The organism is Yersinia rohdei ATCC 43380, from assembly GCF_000173775.1.
Lineage (GTDB): Bacteria > Pseudomonadota > Gammaproteobacteria > Enterobacterales > Enterobacteriaceae > Yersinia > Yersinia rohdei.
Genome location: NZ_ACCD01000048.1, coordinates 1 through 16,972, shown reverse-complemented (window position 1 = coordinate 16,972; position 16,972 = coordinate 1). Strand labels below are relative to the sequence as shown.

Here is a 16,972-nt window from a genome sequence, read left to right as displayed (position 1 = left end):
GGAGCGGCGGTGCCGATGGGCGCTCCGACGGCTGCCCATGCGGCACATTTCCCCATTTATCAACTTAGCCAGCAGCTTGAAATCAATTATTTGATTGACTCACTCGTCTGCGGCTTGGGGACAATACTCAGTTCTTTGGGGATCTCGAGATGAACCACTGGGTTTTCAGTGAATAAATAGCGATCCACATTAAATTCAAAATCATCGGTGGTGGCATGGAACAGCATCTGTTTGGTATTTTCCAGATGTTGCCACATGGCAAGCTTGCTGGCGTAGGGATCCTTGCGCATCAGGGCTTCAAGGATCCTATCGTGATCTTCGCACCAGCTCTCGATCGACTTATCATCAATGTGTTCGTGCAGTTTGATCCAGTAAGGGTTGTGCACCCGCTGGCTCCACATTTTTTCAACAATTGTCGCCATGGCGGTATTTTGAGTCGCCAGCGCCACCTGCACGTGAAATTTCAGATCCCACTGTGAGTCGCGGGAGCGATCTTCTTGCCGTGCATGTTTCTGGATCTCGATCAATTGTACGATATCTTGCCGAGTCACTTGCGTGGCCGCAAATTCAGCAATATTACTTTCAATCAACTGGCGTGCCTGTAACAGCTCAAAAGGGCCTGCGGTGGCGAATTCAATACCCTGGTTGGGCATGACTAAGTGCTTTTGCTGATTTGACATCACATGGATGCCGGAGCCTTTGCGCACTTCAACGTAGCCTTCTACTTCCAACATGATAATCGCTTCACGAACCACGGTTCGGCTGACATTCATTTCTTCGGAAATGTAGCGTTCTGCGGGCAATTTATCACCCACCGGGTAAACACCCGCTTCGATACGTTGCTTTAACTCTGCGGCTAACTGCTGGTACAACCGTCTGGTTTCTGTGAATTCCATGATTAAGACTCTTGGGATCAATTGAGGCCATAAATTGCGTGGCTCATTTTGTCTGGAAGGTATGATATCCCGAAGGAGATTCAATTAGATTTGTTATACCACTTATCCCTATTGGGTTCTAGTCATCACTATCACAGTTGTGGTGGAAAATGTGCAGTAAAGAAAGGGGTGAGGGCGATAAAAAAGCCCAGCAAGTTATTGCCGGGCTTGGAGTGATGATTAAATCAATAATCGCGATTTCTACCCTTATTACTTGAAGCTACTGGGTTATTAGCGGTATCTACTTACCCGAATCACTTACTTATATAAGCTCATCGGGCGGTGTTTACTTGCGGTCTACCAGCAACCCAAAATGACGTTGGGTATAAATTAATTCTGTCTGGCTGGTGTCTGTTGTACCGGGTTGATAGCCGGTTCAACCGCTGGGCGGTTTTGCAGAACAGTCCAGATAACCACTACTGCCAACACGTCAAACACGGCCAGTGCGGCAAACAGTGGGCTAAAGCCCATGGTATCTGCCAAAGCACCTACGACCAAGGCGAACATGGTACTGGCAGTCCAGGCCGCCATCCCCGTCAAGCCGTTGGCAGTTGCCACTTCGTTACGACCAAAGACGTCAGAAGACAATGTAATCAGCGCGCCGGACAGTGATTGGTGAGCAAAGCCGCCAACACACAGCAATGCGATTGCGATATAAGGGCTAGTGAACAGGCCAATAGTCCCAGGTGCAATCATCAACAAGCCACCCATTGTTACCACTAATTTACGGGAAACAATCAGGTTAACTTTGAAATGTTTCTGGAAGAATGGCGGCAAATAACCGCCCAGAATGCAGCCCAAGTCGGCAAATAGCATTGGCATCCAGGCGAACATGGCGATTTCTTTCAGGTTAAAGCCATAAGCTTTAAACATGAACAGTGGGATCCAGGCGTTGAATGTGCCCCAAGCAGGTTCTGCTAGGAAACGTGGAATAGCAATGCCCCAGAACTGACGGTTACGGATAATCTGCATTGCAGACATCTTTTTAGCATTAGCTGTAGAGTGCTGTGCTTCCTGGCCACTGAGGATGTACTCGCGCTCTTCATCAGACAGTTTTTTCTGATCTTTCGGGTGTTTGTACAGGATTAACCAAGCAATAGCCCAAATCAGGCTGAGCACACCGGTGATGATAAATGCCATCTGCCAGCTGTGCATCACGATAGCCCACACCACTAATGGTGGTGCTATCATGCCGCCGATAGAAGAACCGACGTTAAAATAGCCCACGGCAATGGAACGTTCTTTTGCCGGGAACCATTCGCTGGTTGCTTTCAGGCCTGCGGGGATCATAGCAGCCTCTGCCATACCTACTGCGCCACGGGCGATAGCTAAACCACCCCAACTGCTGGCCAATGCGGTACTCATACAGAATATGGCCCACATCACGGCAAACATGGCATAGCCTACTTTAGTACCGACCACATCCAGAATATAACCGGCTACCGGTTGCATCAGGGTGTAAGCAGCAGAATAAGCGGCGATAATATAAGAATACTGCTGTGTTGTGATATGTAATTGCTCTTGCAATGTCGGCGCGGCTACAGCAATGGCGTTACGTGTTAAGTAACCCAATATGGTGCCGACAGTGACCAAAGCGATCATGTACCAGCGTAAGCCTTTAATTTTACGCATCATTTATAACGTTCTCCCAGTCTAAGATTACTGCTCTGAAACGCAGCTTATTGTTACGTCCATCGCGCAATGTGGCCAATCCTGCATCTGTTGATATGCAGTGGTACCTGACCTTGCTTAATTGGTGTTGCAATCTTGTTAAATTCACACCTGCAACATCTATTATTTGGGGTCATACCTTCTTATTTTGAGCTGAAGCTGAACTGCGGTGGGTTGCTTCAACTGCTTTGGGTATCCCTTCCTGTTGAGAGCGGCTAGTGCTGTAGCTGCTCTCATATTTGCTTATATATTCCTATTTTGGCCAAATCAGCGCGTTTATTGAACATGGCGGACGAGATGACTAAGGACGACGCAACAATAACTTGTCATACAGATTTAAAAGTTGAGTGACATCACAAAACCCACTTTTAAATTAGGGAATAATAGAACCCGACAAACTTAGTGCCGCAAGGGCTAGGAAGACTATAAATGTTGAGTATTTGTTCTTTTTGTTAGGTTTTTGCGATCACTATCTATAAAAAGTGCTGGACGATAGATGGAATTGGTGTGATAACTTTGCGATAACAGAAAGCAGAACTCAAAGATGTACTCAAGTGAGGAACCTAATATGTCGCAGTTTTTGACCGAAGACTTTTTGCTCGACACTGAATTCGCCCGTCGTCTGTATCATGACTATGCAAAAGACCAGCCGATCTATGATTATCACTGTCATTTACCACCTGAACAGATTGCAGAAAACTACCGCTTTAAAAACCTGTATGACATCTGGTTGAAAGGTGACCACTACAAATGGCGTGCTATGCGCACTAATGGTGTGGCGGAACGTCTATGTACCGGTGATGCTAGCGATCGCGAGAAGTTCGAAGCTTGGGCTGCAACGGTTCCTCATACTATCGGCAACCCACTTTATCATTGGACGCACCTTGAATTGCGCCGTCCGTTTGGTATTACAGGTAAGTTATTATCCCCGAAAACCTCAGAAGAAATCTGGCAGCGCGGTAATGAGTTGCTGGCTCAGGACAGCTTCTCTGCACGAGGTATCATGCAGCAGATGAATGTCAAAATGGTCGGGACTACTGATGACCCAATTGATGACCTGCGCCACCATAAAGCCATTGCCGCTGATGGCAGTTTCAATATTAAAGTATTGCCAAGCTGGCGCCCGGACAAAGCCTTCAACATTGAGGCCGCAGGTTTTAATGATTACATGCAACGCCTGGAAGCGGCCGCCGATACTGCCATCAGCCGCTTTGCCGATCTGTGCACTGCGCTGAACAAACGTATGGATCACTTTGCCGCCCACGGTTGTAAAGTTTCTGACCACGCGTTGGATGTGGTGGTTTACGGTGAAGCCGATGAAGCCACTTTGGATGCCATTTTAGCGCGTCGTCTGGCCGGCAATCAGCCAAGCACAGAAGAAATCGCACAGTTTAAAACTGCGGTACTGTTATTCCTGTCTGGCGAATATCACCGCCGTGAATGGGTGCAGCAATATCACATTGGGGCACTGCGTAATAACAACAGCCGCATGTTCAATCTGGTTGGGCCGGATATCGGTTTTGACTCCATTAACGACCAGCCATTGGCTCAGCCTTTGTCACGTCTGTTGGATGCACAGGGCCTGCGCAATGCGCTGCCAAAAACTATCCTTTACTGCTTGAATCCACGTGATAACGAAGTGATCGGCACTATGGTAGGTAACTTCCAGGGCGAAGGTGCTGCCGGGAAAATGCAATTTGGTTCTGGCTGGTGGTTCAACGACCAAAAAGATGGCATGCAGCGCCAAATGACCCAATTAGCCCAGCTTGGTTTGCTAAGCCGCTTTGTTGGCATGCTGACTGATAGCCGCAGCTTCTTATCTTATACCCGCCATGAATACTTCCGCCGCATTCTGTGCCAGATGATTGGCCGCTGGGTAGAAGATGGCGAGGCTCCAGCAGATATCGAACTCTTGGGTTCAATGGTGAAAAACATTTGCTTCGATAACGCCAAGCAATATTTCGCCATCGAACTATAAGCGCCATAAAAAAATGGAGCCAGTCATCAGATTGGCTTCTATAAATCTAACTTATTGATTATTTAACGCCCGGCAAGGACTATCAGCAATGATGGAACCACGGCTGCATGCGTTATAAGGTAAACCCTGATGCAAACCCTGAACCGTCGTGATTTTCCTGGCCGTAGCCACCCGGACAAAATTATTCAGTTTGGTGAAGGTAACTTCCTGCGCGCTTTTGTTGATTGGCAGATTGATTTACTGAATGAACATACCGACCTGAATGCTGGGATCGTGGTGATCCGCCCGATCGACACCGATTTTCCGCCGTCACTCAGTACGCAAGATGGTTTGTATACTGCGGTGATCCGTGGTTTGAATGAGCAAGGTGAAGCGGTGCGTGAATCCCGCCTGATCCGCTCAGTGAACCGCGAAATCAATATTTACCGTCAATTTGATGAATATCTGGCGCTGGCGCGTGATGCTAACATTCGCTTTATGTTCTCCAACACCACTGAAGCAGGTATTGCCTGGAACGAAGCGGATCAATTCAACGATGCGCCACCAAGCTCATTCCCGGCCAAATTGACACGTTTGCTGTTCGAGCGTTTTGAACATTTTGACGGTGCTGCGGATAAAGGCTGGGTACTGCTGCCGTGCGAACTGATTGATTATAATGGCGAAGCGCTGCGTGAATTAGTGCTGCGTTATGCCAGCCATTGGCAATTACCGGCTGAATTTACCCAATGGTTGACGGAAAACAACACTTTCTGCTCAACATTGGTTGACCGCATTGTGACCGGTTACCCCCGTGATGAAGTGGCGGCTTTGCAAACTGAGCTGGGTTACCAAGATAGCTTCCTCGACACCGCAGAATATTTCTATCTGTTTGTTATCCAAGGGCCAAAAGAGCTGGCGCAAGAACTTCGTCTGGATAAATTAGACCTGAATGTGCGGATTGTTGATGACATCAAACCTTATAAAGAGCGCAAAGTTGCCATTCTGAATGGCGCGCACACCGCGCTGGTGCCAGTGGCTTATCTGTCTGGGTTGGATACTGTCGGCCAGACTATGGATGATGCGCAAATCAGCAGCTTTGTAGAAAAAACCATTACTGAAGAGATTGTTCCGGTACTGGATTTACCTGAAGACGAGCTCTTGTCCTTCTCTCAGGCGGTATTGAGCCGGTTCCGCAACCCATTCATTCAGCACCAGTTGCTGTCTATCGCCTTGAATGGCATGACAAAATTCCGTACTCGTATTTTGCCGCAATTGCTGACTTATCAGCAACAACAAGGCAAATTGCCACCACGTCTGACTTTTGCACTGGCGGCCCTGATGGCCTTTTACCGTGGCGAACGTGATGGCCAAACTTATCCGCTGCAAGATGATGCCCACTGGCTGGAGCTGTATTCAACACTGTGGAGTGGTGTAAAACACAATGACATTACCCTGGCTGAGCTGGTGAATAAGGTGCTGTCTGATGCAACTCACTGGGGACAGGATCTGACCGCTGTACCGCAACTGGCGGCTCAAGTGACAGAGCAACTGCAAACTATCATTGAGAGCGGTATGAGAGCTGCTGTCGTGGCATACAGCTAAAGGTTTAACTATGCAAAGTATTATAAAAATTCACCCGTTGGATAATGTCGCCGTCGCACTGCAAGACTTAGCCGCAGATGAAGTGGTCGAGAGCGGCGAGTTTAGTGTTAAGTTGGCCCAACCAGTCGTGCGTGGTCATAAATTTGCCTTAACCGCCATTGAACCAGGGAAAATGATCGTTAAGTATGGTTTGCCGATTGGCCATGCTTTAACCCTGATCCAGCCGGGCGAACATATCCATTCGCAAAATGCCAAAACTAACCTTAGCTCTGTGGATGAGTATGAATATCAGCCAGAATTTAGTGAGTTACCGGCGCAAATGGCGGATCGCGATGTTCAGATCTATCGCCGTGATAATGGCAATGTAGGGATCCGCAACGAACTGTGGATAATTCCGACCGTCGGTTGCGTTAATGGGATTGCCCGCCAGATCCAGCAGCGTTTCCTGAAAGAAACGCAAGATGCTGAAGGCATTGATGGCGTCTATCTGTTCAGCCATCCATTTGGCTGTTCGCAGCTGGGTCAGGATCACGAAAACACCCGCACCATGCTGCAAAATATGGTGCGCCACCCTAATGCTGGCGCGGTGCTGGTTATTGGTTTGGGTTGTGAAAACAATCAGGTCGACGTTTTCCAGAGCACATTGGGCGAAGTTGATGAAGATCGCGTGCACTTTATGGTCTGTCAGCAACAAGATGATGAAGTTGAAGCCGGTCTGGAACATTTGCATGCTTTGTATCAGGCGATGCGTAATGACCAGCGGGTTGCGGGCAAGTTAAGTGAGCTGAAATTTGGCCTGGAATGTGGCGGTTCTGATGGTTTGTCTGGCATCACTGCTAACCCATTATTGGGGCGTTTCTCAGATTATGTGATTGCGAATGGCGGGACTTCTGTCCTGACCGAAGTGCCGGAAATGTTTGGTGCAGAAAGGATCCTGATGAGCCGTTGTCGCGACGAAGCGACATTTGAAAAGACGGTCAGCATGGTCAATGATTTCAAACAGTACTTTATTGCACACAACCAACCGATTTATGAAAACCCATCACCGGGTAATAAAGCCGGCGGGATAACCACGCTGGAAGAAAAATCGTTGGGCTGCACCCAAAAAGCCGGGCAAAGCAAAGTGGTCGATGTGCTGAAATATGGTGAGCGCTTACAGCACCCTGGCCTGAATTTACTCAGTGCGCCGGGCAATGACGCCGTCGCTACCAGTGCCTTAGCAGGGGCAGGGTGCCATATGGTGCTATTCAGCACCGGGCGCGGCACACCTTATGGCGGTTTTGTGCCAACAGTGAAATTGGCAACCAACAGTGAACTGGCGGCCAAAAAACCTCATTGGATTGATTTTGATGCCGGTAAGCTGATTCACGGCACGTCAATGGACAGCTTGCTAACGGAGTTTGTTGAGTTGATCGTCGACATTGCTAATGGTAAACCAGCACGCAATGAAGTGAATGATTTCCGCGAACTGGCCATCTTTAAAAGCGGTGTAACCTTGTAAAAGGTAAGTTTTTTAATTAATATGAAACGGTGTTTTATTTTTATAAGTAAAGCACCGTTTCTATTATTAATGATGTAAGACTTAGCACAGCAGGACACCCCCACCATGACTTTCTATTGGTTTGCTCAATCTATTGGCGTACTGGCATTTTTTGTCGGTATCACCATGTTCTTCAACCGCGATGAGCGGCGTTTCAGACTGCAACTTTCTGCCTACAGTGCCATTATTGGCTGCCATTTCTTTCTGATGGGAGCCAGTGTCGCCGGTAGCAGCGCCATGCTTAATGCGCTGCGCAATCTGGTGGCGGCCAAAACTCGCAGTTACATTGCAATGTGGATATTTATTATTCTAACGCTAGCTTTTGGCATCTGGCGTATGCAGCACGCGGTGGAAATATTGCCGATTTTTGGCACAGTGATCAGCACTTGGGCGCTATTTCGCACCCATGGTTTGACGACCCGCTGTGTTATGTGGGTATCCACCGTATGCTGGGTTATCCATAATGTTTGGTTGGGTTCTATTGGTGGGTCATTGATTGAAGGAAGTTTTTTGCTGCTGAACGGGTTTAATATTATTCGTTTCCGCCGGCTGCAATTGAAGGGAATTGACCCTTTTCTGGTTGAAAAGAAAGCAGTTAAAGAAAATGTTACCCAATAAAAACGGAGGCCAGATGGCCCCCGTAAATTATGTCACTTCCACATTCAGATACTTTTACGGTTCGCCAGTGGATCAGGATCTGCCAATCTGGCATCGTCAGCCAGACAAGCTGCGGCGGTAAAGAGCACGTCCGTTGAAGAGTTCAGTGCAGTTTCAGCAGAATCCTGCAACACACCGATGATGAAACCAACGGCGACCACTTGCATTGCCACTTCGTTTGGAATCCCAAACATGCCGCAAGCCAGCGGGATAAGTAACAGCGAACCGCCTGCCACACCTGATGCGCCACAGGCACAGACTGCCGCCACTACGCTTAACAGCAGGGCGGTTGGCAAATCTACAGAAATACCTAAGGTATGAACTGCCGCCAGTGTCAGCACGGTAATGGTAATCGCCGCCCCGGCCATGTTGATGGTAGCGCCCAATGGAATAGAAACCGAGTAGGTATCTTCGTGCAAGTTCATCTTCTTGCACATTTCCATATTAACCGGAATGTTAGCGGCTGAACTGCGGGTAAAGAAGGCGGTAACACCGCTTTCGCGCAGGCAAGCAAACACCAATGGATAAGGATTACGGCGTATTTTCCAGTAGACAATCAGTGGGTTAACCACTAATGCGACCAAGAGCATACAGCCAATCAAAACAACCAGTAATTGCGCATAGCCCAGTAACACGCCAAAGCCGGTTTCTGCCATGGTGGATGACACCAAACCAAAGATACCCAATGGCGCGAAGCGGATAACGACGCGCACCACTTTGGTTACGGCATCAGACATATCATTAATCAATGCTTTGGTGGTATCTGCTGCATGACGTAAAGCCACACCCAGACCCACAGCCCAAGCCAAAATCCCGATATAGTTAGCATTCAGCAGTGCATTAATTGGGTTAGCAATCACACTGTTGAGCAGGCCTTTTAACACCTCAACAATCCCGGTCGGCGGGGTAATATCCGCATTCAGGGTGGCTAATACCAAGTTTGATGGGAAGATAAAGCTGACGACAACAGCAATCAGTGCTGCAGAGAATGTACCCAACAGATACAAGAACAGAATAGGGCGGATACTGGTTTTTTGGCCTTGCTTATGATTGGCAATCGAGGACATTACCAGCATTAAAACCAGCACCGGCGCCACAGCTTTTAATGCGCCAACGAACAGTGAACCGAACAGACCCACAGCCAGTGCGGCTGGAGTTGATACTAATGCTAAAATAATCCCGGCTATCAAGCCGACAAGAATCTGTTTAACCAAACTACCGCGGATAATATATCCGATAAAACCAGATTGTGTCTTTTCCATAGTTTTCCAATGACGCCTCTTCCCAAGTTAAACTTGTTTTTTTTAGCTTATCAACACTTCGCCGGAACGTGGCTTGGTGTGTAGTCCTACACCAGTGACTTAATATTTTTGTAACTGTGTGTGTTTGCTAGGACAGTATAAGGGAATCTATAGAGCAGGAAAGAGACAATCAGCAAAATACAATGTGGATCAAATTTGCATAACATTTTGTTTACATTTATGTGATCGCAATAACATTTGGCTGATAGATTAAAAGACGGGATAAATGCGGGGTGATAGGTGCCCCGCATATTATATTGTATTGCTAACTTAACTATTTATCGGCAGTCTTATCTGCTGCTAAACGACGATCTGCACGATGATTTGCCCAAGCATTAATCAGCAATGTCAGCGCCAAAATGCCAGCTACCACCCCTAATGAAATACCAATAGGGATATGGAACAAATCAATGAGCATCATTTTGAGGCCGATAAAGACTAAAATAACCGATAAACCGTACTTCAACATTGAGAAGCGCTCTGCCACGTTTGCTAATAAAAAGTACATGGCGCGCAGGCCCAAAATAGCAAACAGGTTAGAGGTCAGCACAATAAAGGGATCGGTGGTCACCGCAAAAATCGCTGGAATGCTATCCACGGCAAAAATCACGTCACTCAATTCAACCAGAATAAGCACCAACACCAGCGGCGTGGCATAGAGCAGGCCGTTTTTGCGCACTGTAAAACGGTCGCCATGTAATTCGTCGGTCATACGCAGATGATTGCGGATCCAGCGCACCAAAGGTTTTTCGCCGATCGGCGTATCGTCTTCTTTTGCCATCGCCATTTTAATACCGGTAAACAGCAGGAAAGCCCCGAATAAATACAGGATCCAGCTGAATTGCGACACCAGCCAGCTTCCGGCGAAGATCATAATGGTGCGCAGCACAATCGCGCCCAGCACACCATAAATCAGCACTCGGCGTTGCAAATTGGCAGGAACGGCAAAATAGCTAAATAGCATCAACCAGACAAAGACGTTATCGACGGCAAGTGCTTTTTCAATCAGGTAGCCGGTAAGGAAGGCCAGCGCTTGCTTGTCGGCCATTTCACGTCCGACAGTTTCGGTCAGATACCACCAAAAACCAGCGTTAAACAGCAGAGACAAATTTACCCAGACTAGCGACCAACAGGCCGCCTGGCGCAGTGTCATGGTCTGTGAGCCACGACGGCCCTGCAACAGTAAGTCAATGGCGAGCATAATCGTCACCACAACAGCAAAACTACCCCAGAGTAAGGGAGTGCCCACGGTATTCATCATTAGGAACCTCATAAAAACAAAAACGGCCAACGTCGGAAGACGCCAGCCGCTATGTCTGAGCTGCAAGCAAACCTCGCCTTCCGGCAAGGTCTCACTTACAGCTCGATTAATGTGACAACACTAAATAAGTGCCAATACATTAATGAGATGCCCGGTAACCGGGTGCTTTCGCACCGTAATGACGGCAAACCGGCAATGAAGTTACTCCCCTTTGCCGCGCAAAAATAATTGAAAACGGACTGCGGGTCAATAACTGAAACAAAATATTAACCCACTACTGACAAAGTTACTTGGAAAGTAAATGCACCGAATGGGCCGTCAGAGCGGGCATCGGTACAGTCGCCCCGAGTGAGTTGGGGCTGAAAATGTGACTTTGTCATCAAACTTGGGTGTTATCTTGTGTGCTTTACGTTACCTACCGGCAATACCAATTACTTTGGATTTATAGCTGGCGGCTGGGTATCCGCTGGGAAAATAACCCCAGTCTGGCGACGGATTTCCGTCTGTATCCGTGATGTCAGCAATGACAACGACAAGCCAGCATGCTCCACCTGCTGATTTTCCACCAAATTGGCAAAAACCTCAGCTTCATACAGCATAGTATTAATATGCTGAGGCTGCGTCAGGTCTTGTGAGTGGCTACCTCGTGGGGTAAAGGCCACAGACTGACATTCAGAGATGCTTTCAATAACCAATGAACCATTTTCTCCCTGAATTTCACTGGGAATATCTGATTGGCTGACTTTGGAGTGGATGATAACCACATCAAAATCACCATAATTCAGACAAACTGTGCCATGCGCATCCACTCCGCTTGGCAATAAACTCGCACTCGCGAGCACAGATTTCGGTTCTCCCCACAAGGCTAAAGCACTCGCCAGGCAATAGTACCCAATATCCATAATTGAGCCGTTCGAAAAGGCGGGATTAAAAGTATTGGGATTTTCGCCATTCAGATAGCGCTGATAACGTGAGGAATACTGGCAGAAATTAATGAAGGCTTTGCGCAATTTACCCACTCGCGGGAGTGATTGTTTTAATTGCATAAAATTAGGTAAATAGGCCGTTTTAAAGGCTTCGAACAATACCACTTGATGTTCGCGGGCACAGGAAACCAATGCCTCGACTTCAGCCAGATTAGATGCCAGTGACTTTTCGCAAATAACGTGTTTTTTATGGCTAAGGAACAGCTTAGCTTGAGGGTAATGTAAGGAGTTAGGGCTGGCGATATATACCGCGTCAATCTGATCACTTGCAGCCATTGCTTCAAGGTTATCAAAGCATTCAGTAACGTTATAATCCTTACCGAACTGTTCAGCTTGCTCCAACTTGCGGGAGTAAACAGCGACGAGCTTCATTTTGCCACTCTCGTGGGCTGCATCAACAAAGCGCGCGGTGATCCAATTGGTGCCAATAACAGCAAAGCGAATCATAGTGAACTCCATCCCGACCAGAAGAAAAACGGCTTTAACCGCCAGATTATCACGCCTCACAGAAACACGGATTGGTTTCTTACTCGTGAGCTTGTTAGTGGCAAATAGATTGGTAGCTTGTGATTCTCGCCCCTTTATGGCCCTGGTTGTACCAAGACTTTGCCCGCATAATGCAATCTAAGGGGTATAAATTGACCCAAACAGCTCCAAATGTGTCAGATAGAGGCGGGTATCAAACTCTAACTGATGATATTGCGGCTCCATGTGGCAGCACAAACTGTAGAACGCTTTATTGTGATCTTTCTCTTTCAAATGCGCCAATTCATGCACCACAATCATTTTTAAAAAAGCTTCGGGGGCATTTTTAAATACCGTGGCGACGCGAATTTCGGCTTTAGCTTTTAATTTACCGCCCTGCACCCTGGAAATTGCTGTGTGCAAACCTAGTGCATGTTTCATCACCTGGATTTTACTGTCATAAGCGACTTTACTTAGCGGTTGTGCATTGCGCAGATATTGGTTTTTTAAATCAATCGTATATTGGTACAGCATTTTATCCGTATTATAATCATGAGGTTGCGGATAACGCTGGCGCAATACATTCCCTAATCGCTGTTCGGTAATAAGTTGGTGTACCTGAGACTGTAAGTGTTCGGGATAACCTTGTAGGTAGGTCAGTTCCGGCATAGGTATTTGCTCTAGCTCTGGCTAAGTTGATGTATGTTCCTCTTGTACTTGTAGGTAATAATAACGGTTTCTTGTCATTTAGACAAAAGCGCTTATTTAAACGATATAACTTATTTAAATTACTCGGATTAATTAAACCCAAAAGACATATTTAACCTGACGTACTGAGTTAAATCACAGCATCCCCATATCGATATCACTTTTATATTTTACCGACATGGGGGTAGAGCTAATTGCGATGTATGACTGAAATAATAGCCCGTTTAGAAGCGATATTTTGCTCCCAGCGCCGCTTGTGTATCACTGTAATTATGGCCGCCCAATTGATGACCTAAATGAGTCCACAACTGTAGGTTGTTATTGATGTTAGCTTCAAGACCCAATTTAAGGTCGGTAATATTGCTGTACCCTTGTGGAGTAACATCGACACTGACTAAGTCTACCCTGTGCTGAAATGGTTTCGGCATTGCATAGCTATTTGATAATACTGCCCCTTGATTTACATGGCGATGGATCCAATTAGCTTCAAAGGACGGGCTGATTTGCAAAGTATTCGTCGATGAGAAGGAATCAACATCGATCTCCAATACTGTGCGTATCCCTAACTTGGTCGTTATCCCACTGCTTTCGTCAACCCTAAGATGTGGTGCATTAGATTCACTGTGGTCTAGCCCATTCGTGCGTTGCCATAGTACTTTTGCCTTGGGTTGTACAAACAATCGGGTATTCGCTTTATCAAGCAGTTGAGCTTTGTAGCCAGTTTCCAATGCAGTGGTAAGTGAATAAGAACGATAATTTGTACCAGTGACAGTTTGGGATGATTTAACCTGATTAGTAAACCAGCCGTACTGCCCTAGCAAGTCAACATAAGGGCCGAGTTTGCTGTGATTATCGGCATACCAAATGCTATATAAGCCAAAGTTATAACCGTCAACAGAACCTTGGGCCTGATGGGAAGACGATGTGGAGTGGCTATGGTTGGTGGATTTACCAAAACCGGTGGTAAGCCCCAGCAACCCCTGACCATTATCGCCACTACGCCATGTGCTTAGAGCGCCACCTAGCTGGATAGCATAGCGGTTACTTTTGGTATGCAGTTGGTCATTGCCCGAGTGAAAGCGCGTTTTTGCCCCTGTAGTATTGAGCCACATACTGCTCATTTTGTGCTCCCCTGTGACAGGGTCAATATAGCGAGTTCCTGCCAGGCGAAGATGTAAATCATCCGTAATAAACATTTGTTGAGTTGCCAATTGGTTTGCAATATAGCTACCAACTCGCGGATTATGACCTATGATAGGTGCCGGTTTCAGCATAGGCGCTGGTTTAGGCACGACTGAGGGCGCAACTTTTTTAGCTTTTATTGGGGGCTTGGGGGCCACTTTGGGCTTAATTTGAGTCTTCTCAGTAGAGAGAATATTAGCCGTTGCGGCGGATATTAATGGCTGAATGCCACTCACCAACTCTGTACTTACAGCGGCAGCTTCAGTGGTCAGGTTATCATTATTAATTTTTTCATTTGGTGGTGGTTCGTTACCAAATATTTTCTTACCCATATTGACTACATAATTAACATTATTTGCCGTGGTTTGGGCATTTTTAGCCGCTTTGGGATTATTTTTAGTTGTCTCAGGAAACATATCATTTCCCGTATTATCCTCTGTGGCGGATATTAATGGCTGGAGGACACGAGCTAATTTTGTATTAACAGCTGCAGTTTCAGTGGATAGGGTATCTTTATTGGTATTATCATTTGGCTCATTTGACGGTGGTTCGTAGCCGAATATTTTATTGCTTATATCTACAACATAATCAATGTGTTGTGATGATAAGTGCTTTTGTCGCCGCAATTGTATTCCTGCCGCTATATCTGTTGGCATTGGCACTGGCACTATCTCTGTTTTTATCTCTTTTGCTCGCTTTGAAAAGTGCGATAGATGAAGGGCAAGTTCAGCGGACATAAGGTCAGTGGGGGATGTCTGAGTTTGCTGGTTAGCGGAATCGTCGGCTATAGATGCCAAGTGCATTTCCTCCCATCTTCGTTGTTGCTCAGCAGAGAGCGGCCTTCCCTGTGGATCCCATAGCTGCACTGCTTGCAGAGGTAGGTCATTATCATTTGCCCATGCCGTTGGGCTACTTAATACCAATAACAGTATGCTGATGGCCTTAGCACAAGGTGCCAGGCGACCAGGTAATAAACAAGAGTCAACGGATTGCTGAATATAATTGGGTTTAGACATTATTTTATTTACCTTCCTGGTAATTAATACGCTATATATTTATAATTACTGCTTATATTACTTTCTTGTATATATAAAAGACTTGGCATAAAAATAAGAAATTATTTTCCTGTGTTATGAAGTAATGTGCAGGTAATTAAAAGGTTATTTCTTTCAAATGGCATTTATTAAAACATTATGATAAATGGTGAATAAATGCCGAGGATTGTCTGGCGATCTATATTATGTTGGGATGACCGAAATTAAGTAAATTGATAATGAATTGGCATGAAAATAAGACTTGGTAATGGTTGTCCCTGTGGGAGGAGAGATTCAATTCATAACGCTTGCTTTAACTGTTCGTTAGGTGCCTTCTGGTGTCGTGTTCCGAGCATTTCTGGTGTTTTATCGGTCTCGGTTTCGATAAAATGGCATTTAAGTAAAAAAACGTTTTACTGAGCGCCACTTTTAGGGGATAAACAGCCCAAATTTATTATTCAGGAGCGGTGATGAGCCAACTCTTACTGGGGACACATAGCCTTGAGCTTGAACGTTTCCCTCCACAAGAAAATTCCAACACCTTACAAGCGTGGGAAGCAGCAGATGAATATCTGCTACAAAACATTGACTTAAACCAAATTGATGGCCGCCCGGTGCTGGTATTTAATGATCAATTTGGTACGTTGGCCTGTGCTTTACATGCTTATCGTCCATTTAGTGTCAGTGATTCCTATATGAGTCAATTGGCGACTGCGCACAACTTGCGTTTAAATCATCTGGATGAAGACGCAGTAACCTTGCTGAGCAGTATAGATGCCTTGCCGCAAGCCCCTAAGCTGGTGGTGATTAAAATCCCTAAAGCTTTGGCGCTGTTAGAGCAACAATTGCATGCTTTGCGTCGCGTAGTTACGCCGGACACAATAATTATTGCGGGTGCGAAATCCCGTGACGTGCATAACTCAACCTTGCAATTGTTTGAAAAAATCCTCGGGCCGACCAAAACTACGTTAGCCTGGAAAAAAGCGCGCCTGATTCACTGTGAAGTGGCAGACATCCCAGAGGCAGAGGCACCGGAAACTACCGATTGGCCGCTGGCAAATACTGAGTATGTTATCCATAACCACGCGAACGTGTTTTCCCGTAATAATCTGGATATCGGCGCACGTTTCTTTATGGAAATCCTGCCCTACGATGTGACGGGTAAAATCGCGGATTTGGGTTGCGGTAATGGGGTGGTGGGCTTAATCGCGCTGGAGCAAAACCCCCTGGCAGAAATGCTGTTTGTCGATGAGTCCTATATGGCAGTGGCATCCAGTGAATTGAATATCACCTATAACCGCCCACAAGATTTGTCGCGCTGTGAATTTATGGTAAGCCATGGTCTGGCAGGTGTTGAACGCGAAAGCTTGCAATTGGTGCTGTGTAACCCGCCATTCCATCAACAGCATGCAGTCAGTGACCATGTGGCCTGGCAGATGTTCTGCGATGCGAAACGTTGTCTGCAAGTGGGTGGCGAGCTGATAATCGTCGGCAACCGCCATCTGGATTACTTCCACAAACTGAAACGTTTGTTTGGTAACTGCGAAACGCTGGATTCCAATCAGAAGTTTATGGTGCTGAAAGCCGTTAAAACAGCATCGTCCCGCTCAGAGGGCGGGGGTTCGGGGAGTCTGGATATGTCGTACAGCGATTTCTAATTATCCTTCGTCCTT

Annotated in this window: 13 protein-coding genes; 6 read left to right on the top strand and 7 right to left on the bottom strand. The window is 46.6% G+C overall.

The window, feature by feature from the left end; genetic code table 11:
• Nucleotides 1-86: 86 nt before the first annotated feature.
• Both exuR and YROHD0001_RS00695 read right to left on the bottom strand, forming a co-directional pair.
• Entirely contained in the window at nucleotides 87-896 is an 810-nt protein-coding gene (exuR, locus tag YROHD0001_RS00690; protein WP_004716788.1) for a transcriptional regulator ExuR, read from the bottom strand.
• Between the two features lie 369 nt (nucleotides 897-1,265).
• A complete protein-coding gene (locus YROHD0001_RS00695; RefSeq protein WP_004716786.1) occupies nucleotides 1,266-2,570 on the bottom strand; it encodes an MFS transporter in 1,305 nt (434 codons plus the stop codon).
• Nucleotides 2,571-3,174: 604 nt separating this feature from the next.
• Between YROHD0001_RS00695 and uxaC the strand changes: the two genes are divergently transcribed.
• The 4 genes from uxaC (at nucleotide 3,175) to YROHD0001_RS00715 (ending at nucleotide 8,323) form a co-directional block, all read left to right on the top strand.
• Nucleotides 3,175-4,584 (top strand): glucuronate isomerase, encoded by a 1,410-nt coding sequence (gene uxaC / locus YROHD0001_RS00700; RefSeq protein ID WP_004716785.1) that lies wholly within the window; start codon nucleotides 3,175-3,177, stop codon nucleotides 4,582-4,584.
• A gap of 129 nt (nucleotides 4,585-4,713) precedes the next feature.
• Nucleotides 4,714-6,165 (top strand): tagaturonate reductase, encoded by a 1,452-nt coding sequence (locus tag YROHD0001_RS00705; protein WP_004716784.1) that lies wholly within the window; start codon nucleotides 4,714-4,716, stop codon nucleotides 6,163-6,165.
• Between the two features lie 10 nt (nucleotides 6,166-6,175).
• On the top strand, nucleotides 6,176-7,666 hold the full coding sequence (locus YROHD0001_RS00710) for a UxaA family hydrolase (protein WP_004716783.1): 1,491 nt from the start codon (nucleotides 6,176-6,178) through the stop codon (nucleotides 7,664-7,666).
• A gap of 105 nt (nucleotides 7,667-7,771) precedes the next feature.
• Nucleotides 7,772-8,323 (top strand): YgjV family protein, encoded by a 552-nt coding sequence (locus tag YROHD0001_RS00715; protein WP_004716782.1) that lies wholly within the window; start codon nucleotides 7,772-7,774, stop codon nucleotides 8,321-8,323.
• A 44-nt stretch (nucleotides 8,324-8,367) separates the two neighbouring features.
• Here YROHD0001_RS00715 and sstT read toward each other — a convergent pair whose 3' ends face one another.
• Both sstT and YROHD0001_RS00725 read right to left on the bottom strand, forming a co-directional pair.
• Nucleotides 8,368-9,624 (bottom strand): serine/threonine transporter SstT, encoded by a 1,257-nt coding sequence (sstT, locus tag YROHD0001_RS00720; protein ID WP_004716781.1) that lies wholly within the window; start codon nucleotides 9,622-9,624, stop codon nucleotides 8,368-8,370.
• Nucleotides 9,625-9,937: 313 nt separating this feature from the next.
• A complete protein-coding gene (locus YROHD0001_RS00725; RefSeq protein WP_004716780.1) occupies nucleotides 9,938-10,924 on the bottom strand; it encodes a TerC family protein in 987 nt (328 codons plus the stop codon).
• Nucleotides 10,925-10,975: 51 nt separating this feature from the next.
• Between YROHD0001_RS00725 and YROHD0001_RS20540 the strand changes: the two genes are divergently transcribed.
• A complete protein-coding gene (locus YROHD0001_RS20540; protein ID WP_004716779.1) occupies nucleotides 10,976-11,152 on the top strand; it encodes a hypothetical protein in 177 nt (58 codons plus the stop codon).
• Between the two features lie 203 nt (nucleotides 11,153-11,355).
• On the opposite strand, the gene YROHD0001_RS00730 is transcribed toward YROHD0001_RS20540, so the two are convergent.
• The 3 genes from YROHD0001_RS00730 to YROHD0001_RS0118870 form a co-directional block, all read right to left on the bottom strand.
• Complete coding sequence (locus tag YROHD0001_RS00730) at nucleotides 11,356-12,357, bottom strand: Gfo/Idh/MocA family protein (RefSeq protein ID WP_032818379.1); 1,002 nt, start codon at nucleotides 12,355-12,357, stop codon at nucleotides 11,356-11,358.
• 177 nt (nucleotides 12,358-12,534) lie between these two features.
• On the bottom strand, nucleotides 12,535-13,044 hold the full coding sequence (locus YROHD0001_RS00735) for a M48 metallopeptidase family protein (RefSeq protein WP_004716776.1): 510 nt from the start codon (nucleotides 13,042-13,044) through the stop codon (nucleotides 12,535-12,537).
• Nucleotides 13,045-13,307: 263 nt separating this feature from the next.
• Nucleotides 13,308-15,281, bottom strand: coding sequence for an autotransporter outer membrane beta-barrel domain-containing protein (locus YROHD0001_RS0118870; RefSeq protein ID WP_004716775.1), 1,974 nt, complete (start codon nucleotides 15,279-15,281; stop codon nucleotides 13,308-13,310).
• 488 nt (nucleotides 15,282-15,769) lie between these two features.
• On the opposite strand from YROHD0001_RS0118870, the gene rlmG reads away from it, so the two are divergent.
• Complete coding sequence (gene rlmG, locus YROHD0001_RS00740) at nucleotides 15,770-16,957, top strand: 23S rRNA (guanine(1835)-N(2))-methyltransferase RlmG (RefSeq protein ID WP_004716774.1); 1,188 nt, start codon at nucleotides 15,770-15,772, stop codon at nucleotides 16,955-16,957.
• Nucleotides 16,958-16,972 lie beyond the last annotated feature (15 nt).

Excerpts from the sequence above, each read along its gene's own strand:
- YROHD0001_RS00735 (WP_004716776.1), bottom strand. The coding sequence starts at position 13,044 with ATGCCGGAACTGACCTACCTACAAGGTTATCCCGAACACTTACAGTCT.
- YROHD0001_RS00705 (WP_004716784.1), top strand. The coding sequence starts at position 4,714 with ATGCAAACCCTGAACCGTCGTGATTTTCCTGGCCGTAGCCACCCGGAC.
- YROHD0001_RS00710 (WP_004716783.1), top strand. The coding sequence starts at position 6,176 with ATGCAAAGTATTATAAAAATTCACCCGTTGGATAATGTCGCCGTCGCA.
- YROHD0001_RS00715 (WP_004716782.1), top strand. The coding sequence starts at position 7,772 with ATGACTTTCTATTGGTTTGCTCAATCTATTGGCGTACTGGCATTTTTT.
- YROHD0001_RS00730 (WP_032818379.1), bottom strand. The coding sequence starts at position 12,357 with ATGATTCGCTTTGCTGTTATTGGCACCAATTGGATCACCGCGCGCTTT.
- YROHD0001_RS00695 (WP_004716786.1), bottom strand. The coding sequence starts at position 2,570 with ATGATGCGTAAAATTAAAGGCTTACGCTGGTACATGATCGCTTTGGTC.
- uxaC (WP_004716785.1), top strand. The coding sequence starts at position 3,175 with ATGTCGCAGTTTTTGACCGAAGACTTTTTGCTCGACACTGAATTCGCC.
- YROHD0001_RS00725 (WP_004716780.1), bottom strand. The coding sequence starts at position 10,924 with ATGATGAATACCGTGGGCACTCCCTTACTCTGGGGTAGTTTTGCTGTT.
- rlmG (WP_004716774.1), top strand. The coding sequence starts at position 15,770 with ATGAGCCAACTCTTACTGGGGACACATAGCCTTGAGCTTGAACGTTTC.
- YROHD0001_RS0118870 (WP_004716775.1), bottom strand. The coding sequence starts at position 15,281 with ATGTCTAAACCCAATTATATTCAGCAATCCGTTGACTCTTGTTTATTA.
- sstT (WP_004716781.1), bottom strand. The coding sequence starts at position 9,624 with ATGGAAAAGACACAATCTGGTTTTATCGGATATATTATCCGCGGTAGT.
- YROHD0001_RS20540 (WP_004716779.1), top strand. The coding sequence starts at position 10,976 with ATGTCTGAGCTGCAAGCAAACCTCGCCTTCCGGCAAGGTCTCACTTAC.
- exuR (WP_004716788.1), bottom strand. The coding sequence starts at position 896 with ATGGAATTCACAGAAACCAGACGGTTGTACCAGCAGTTAGCCGCAGAG.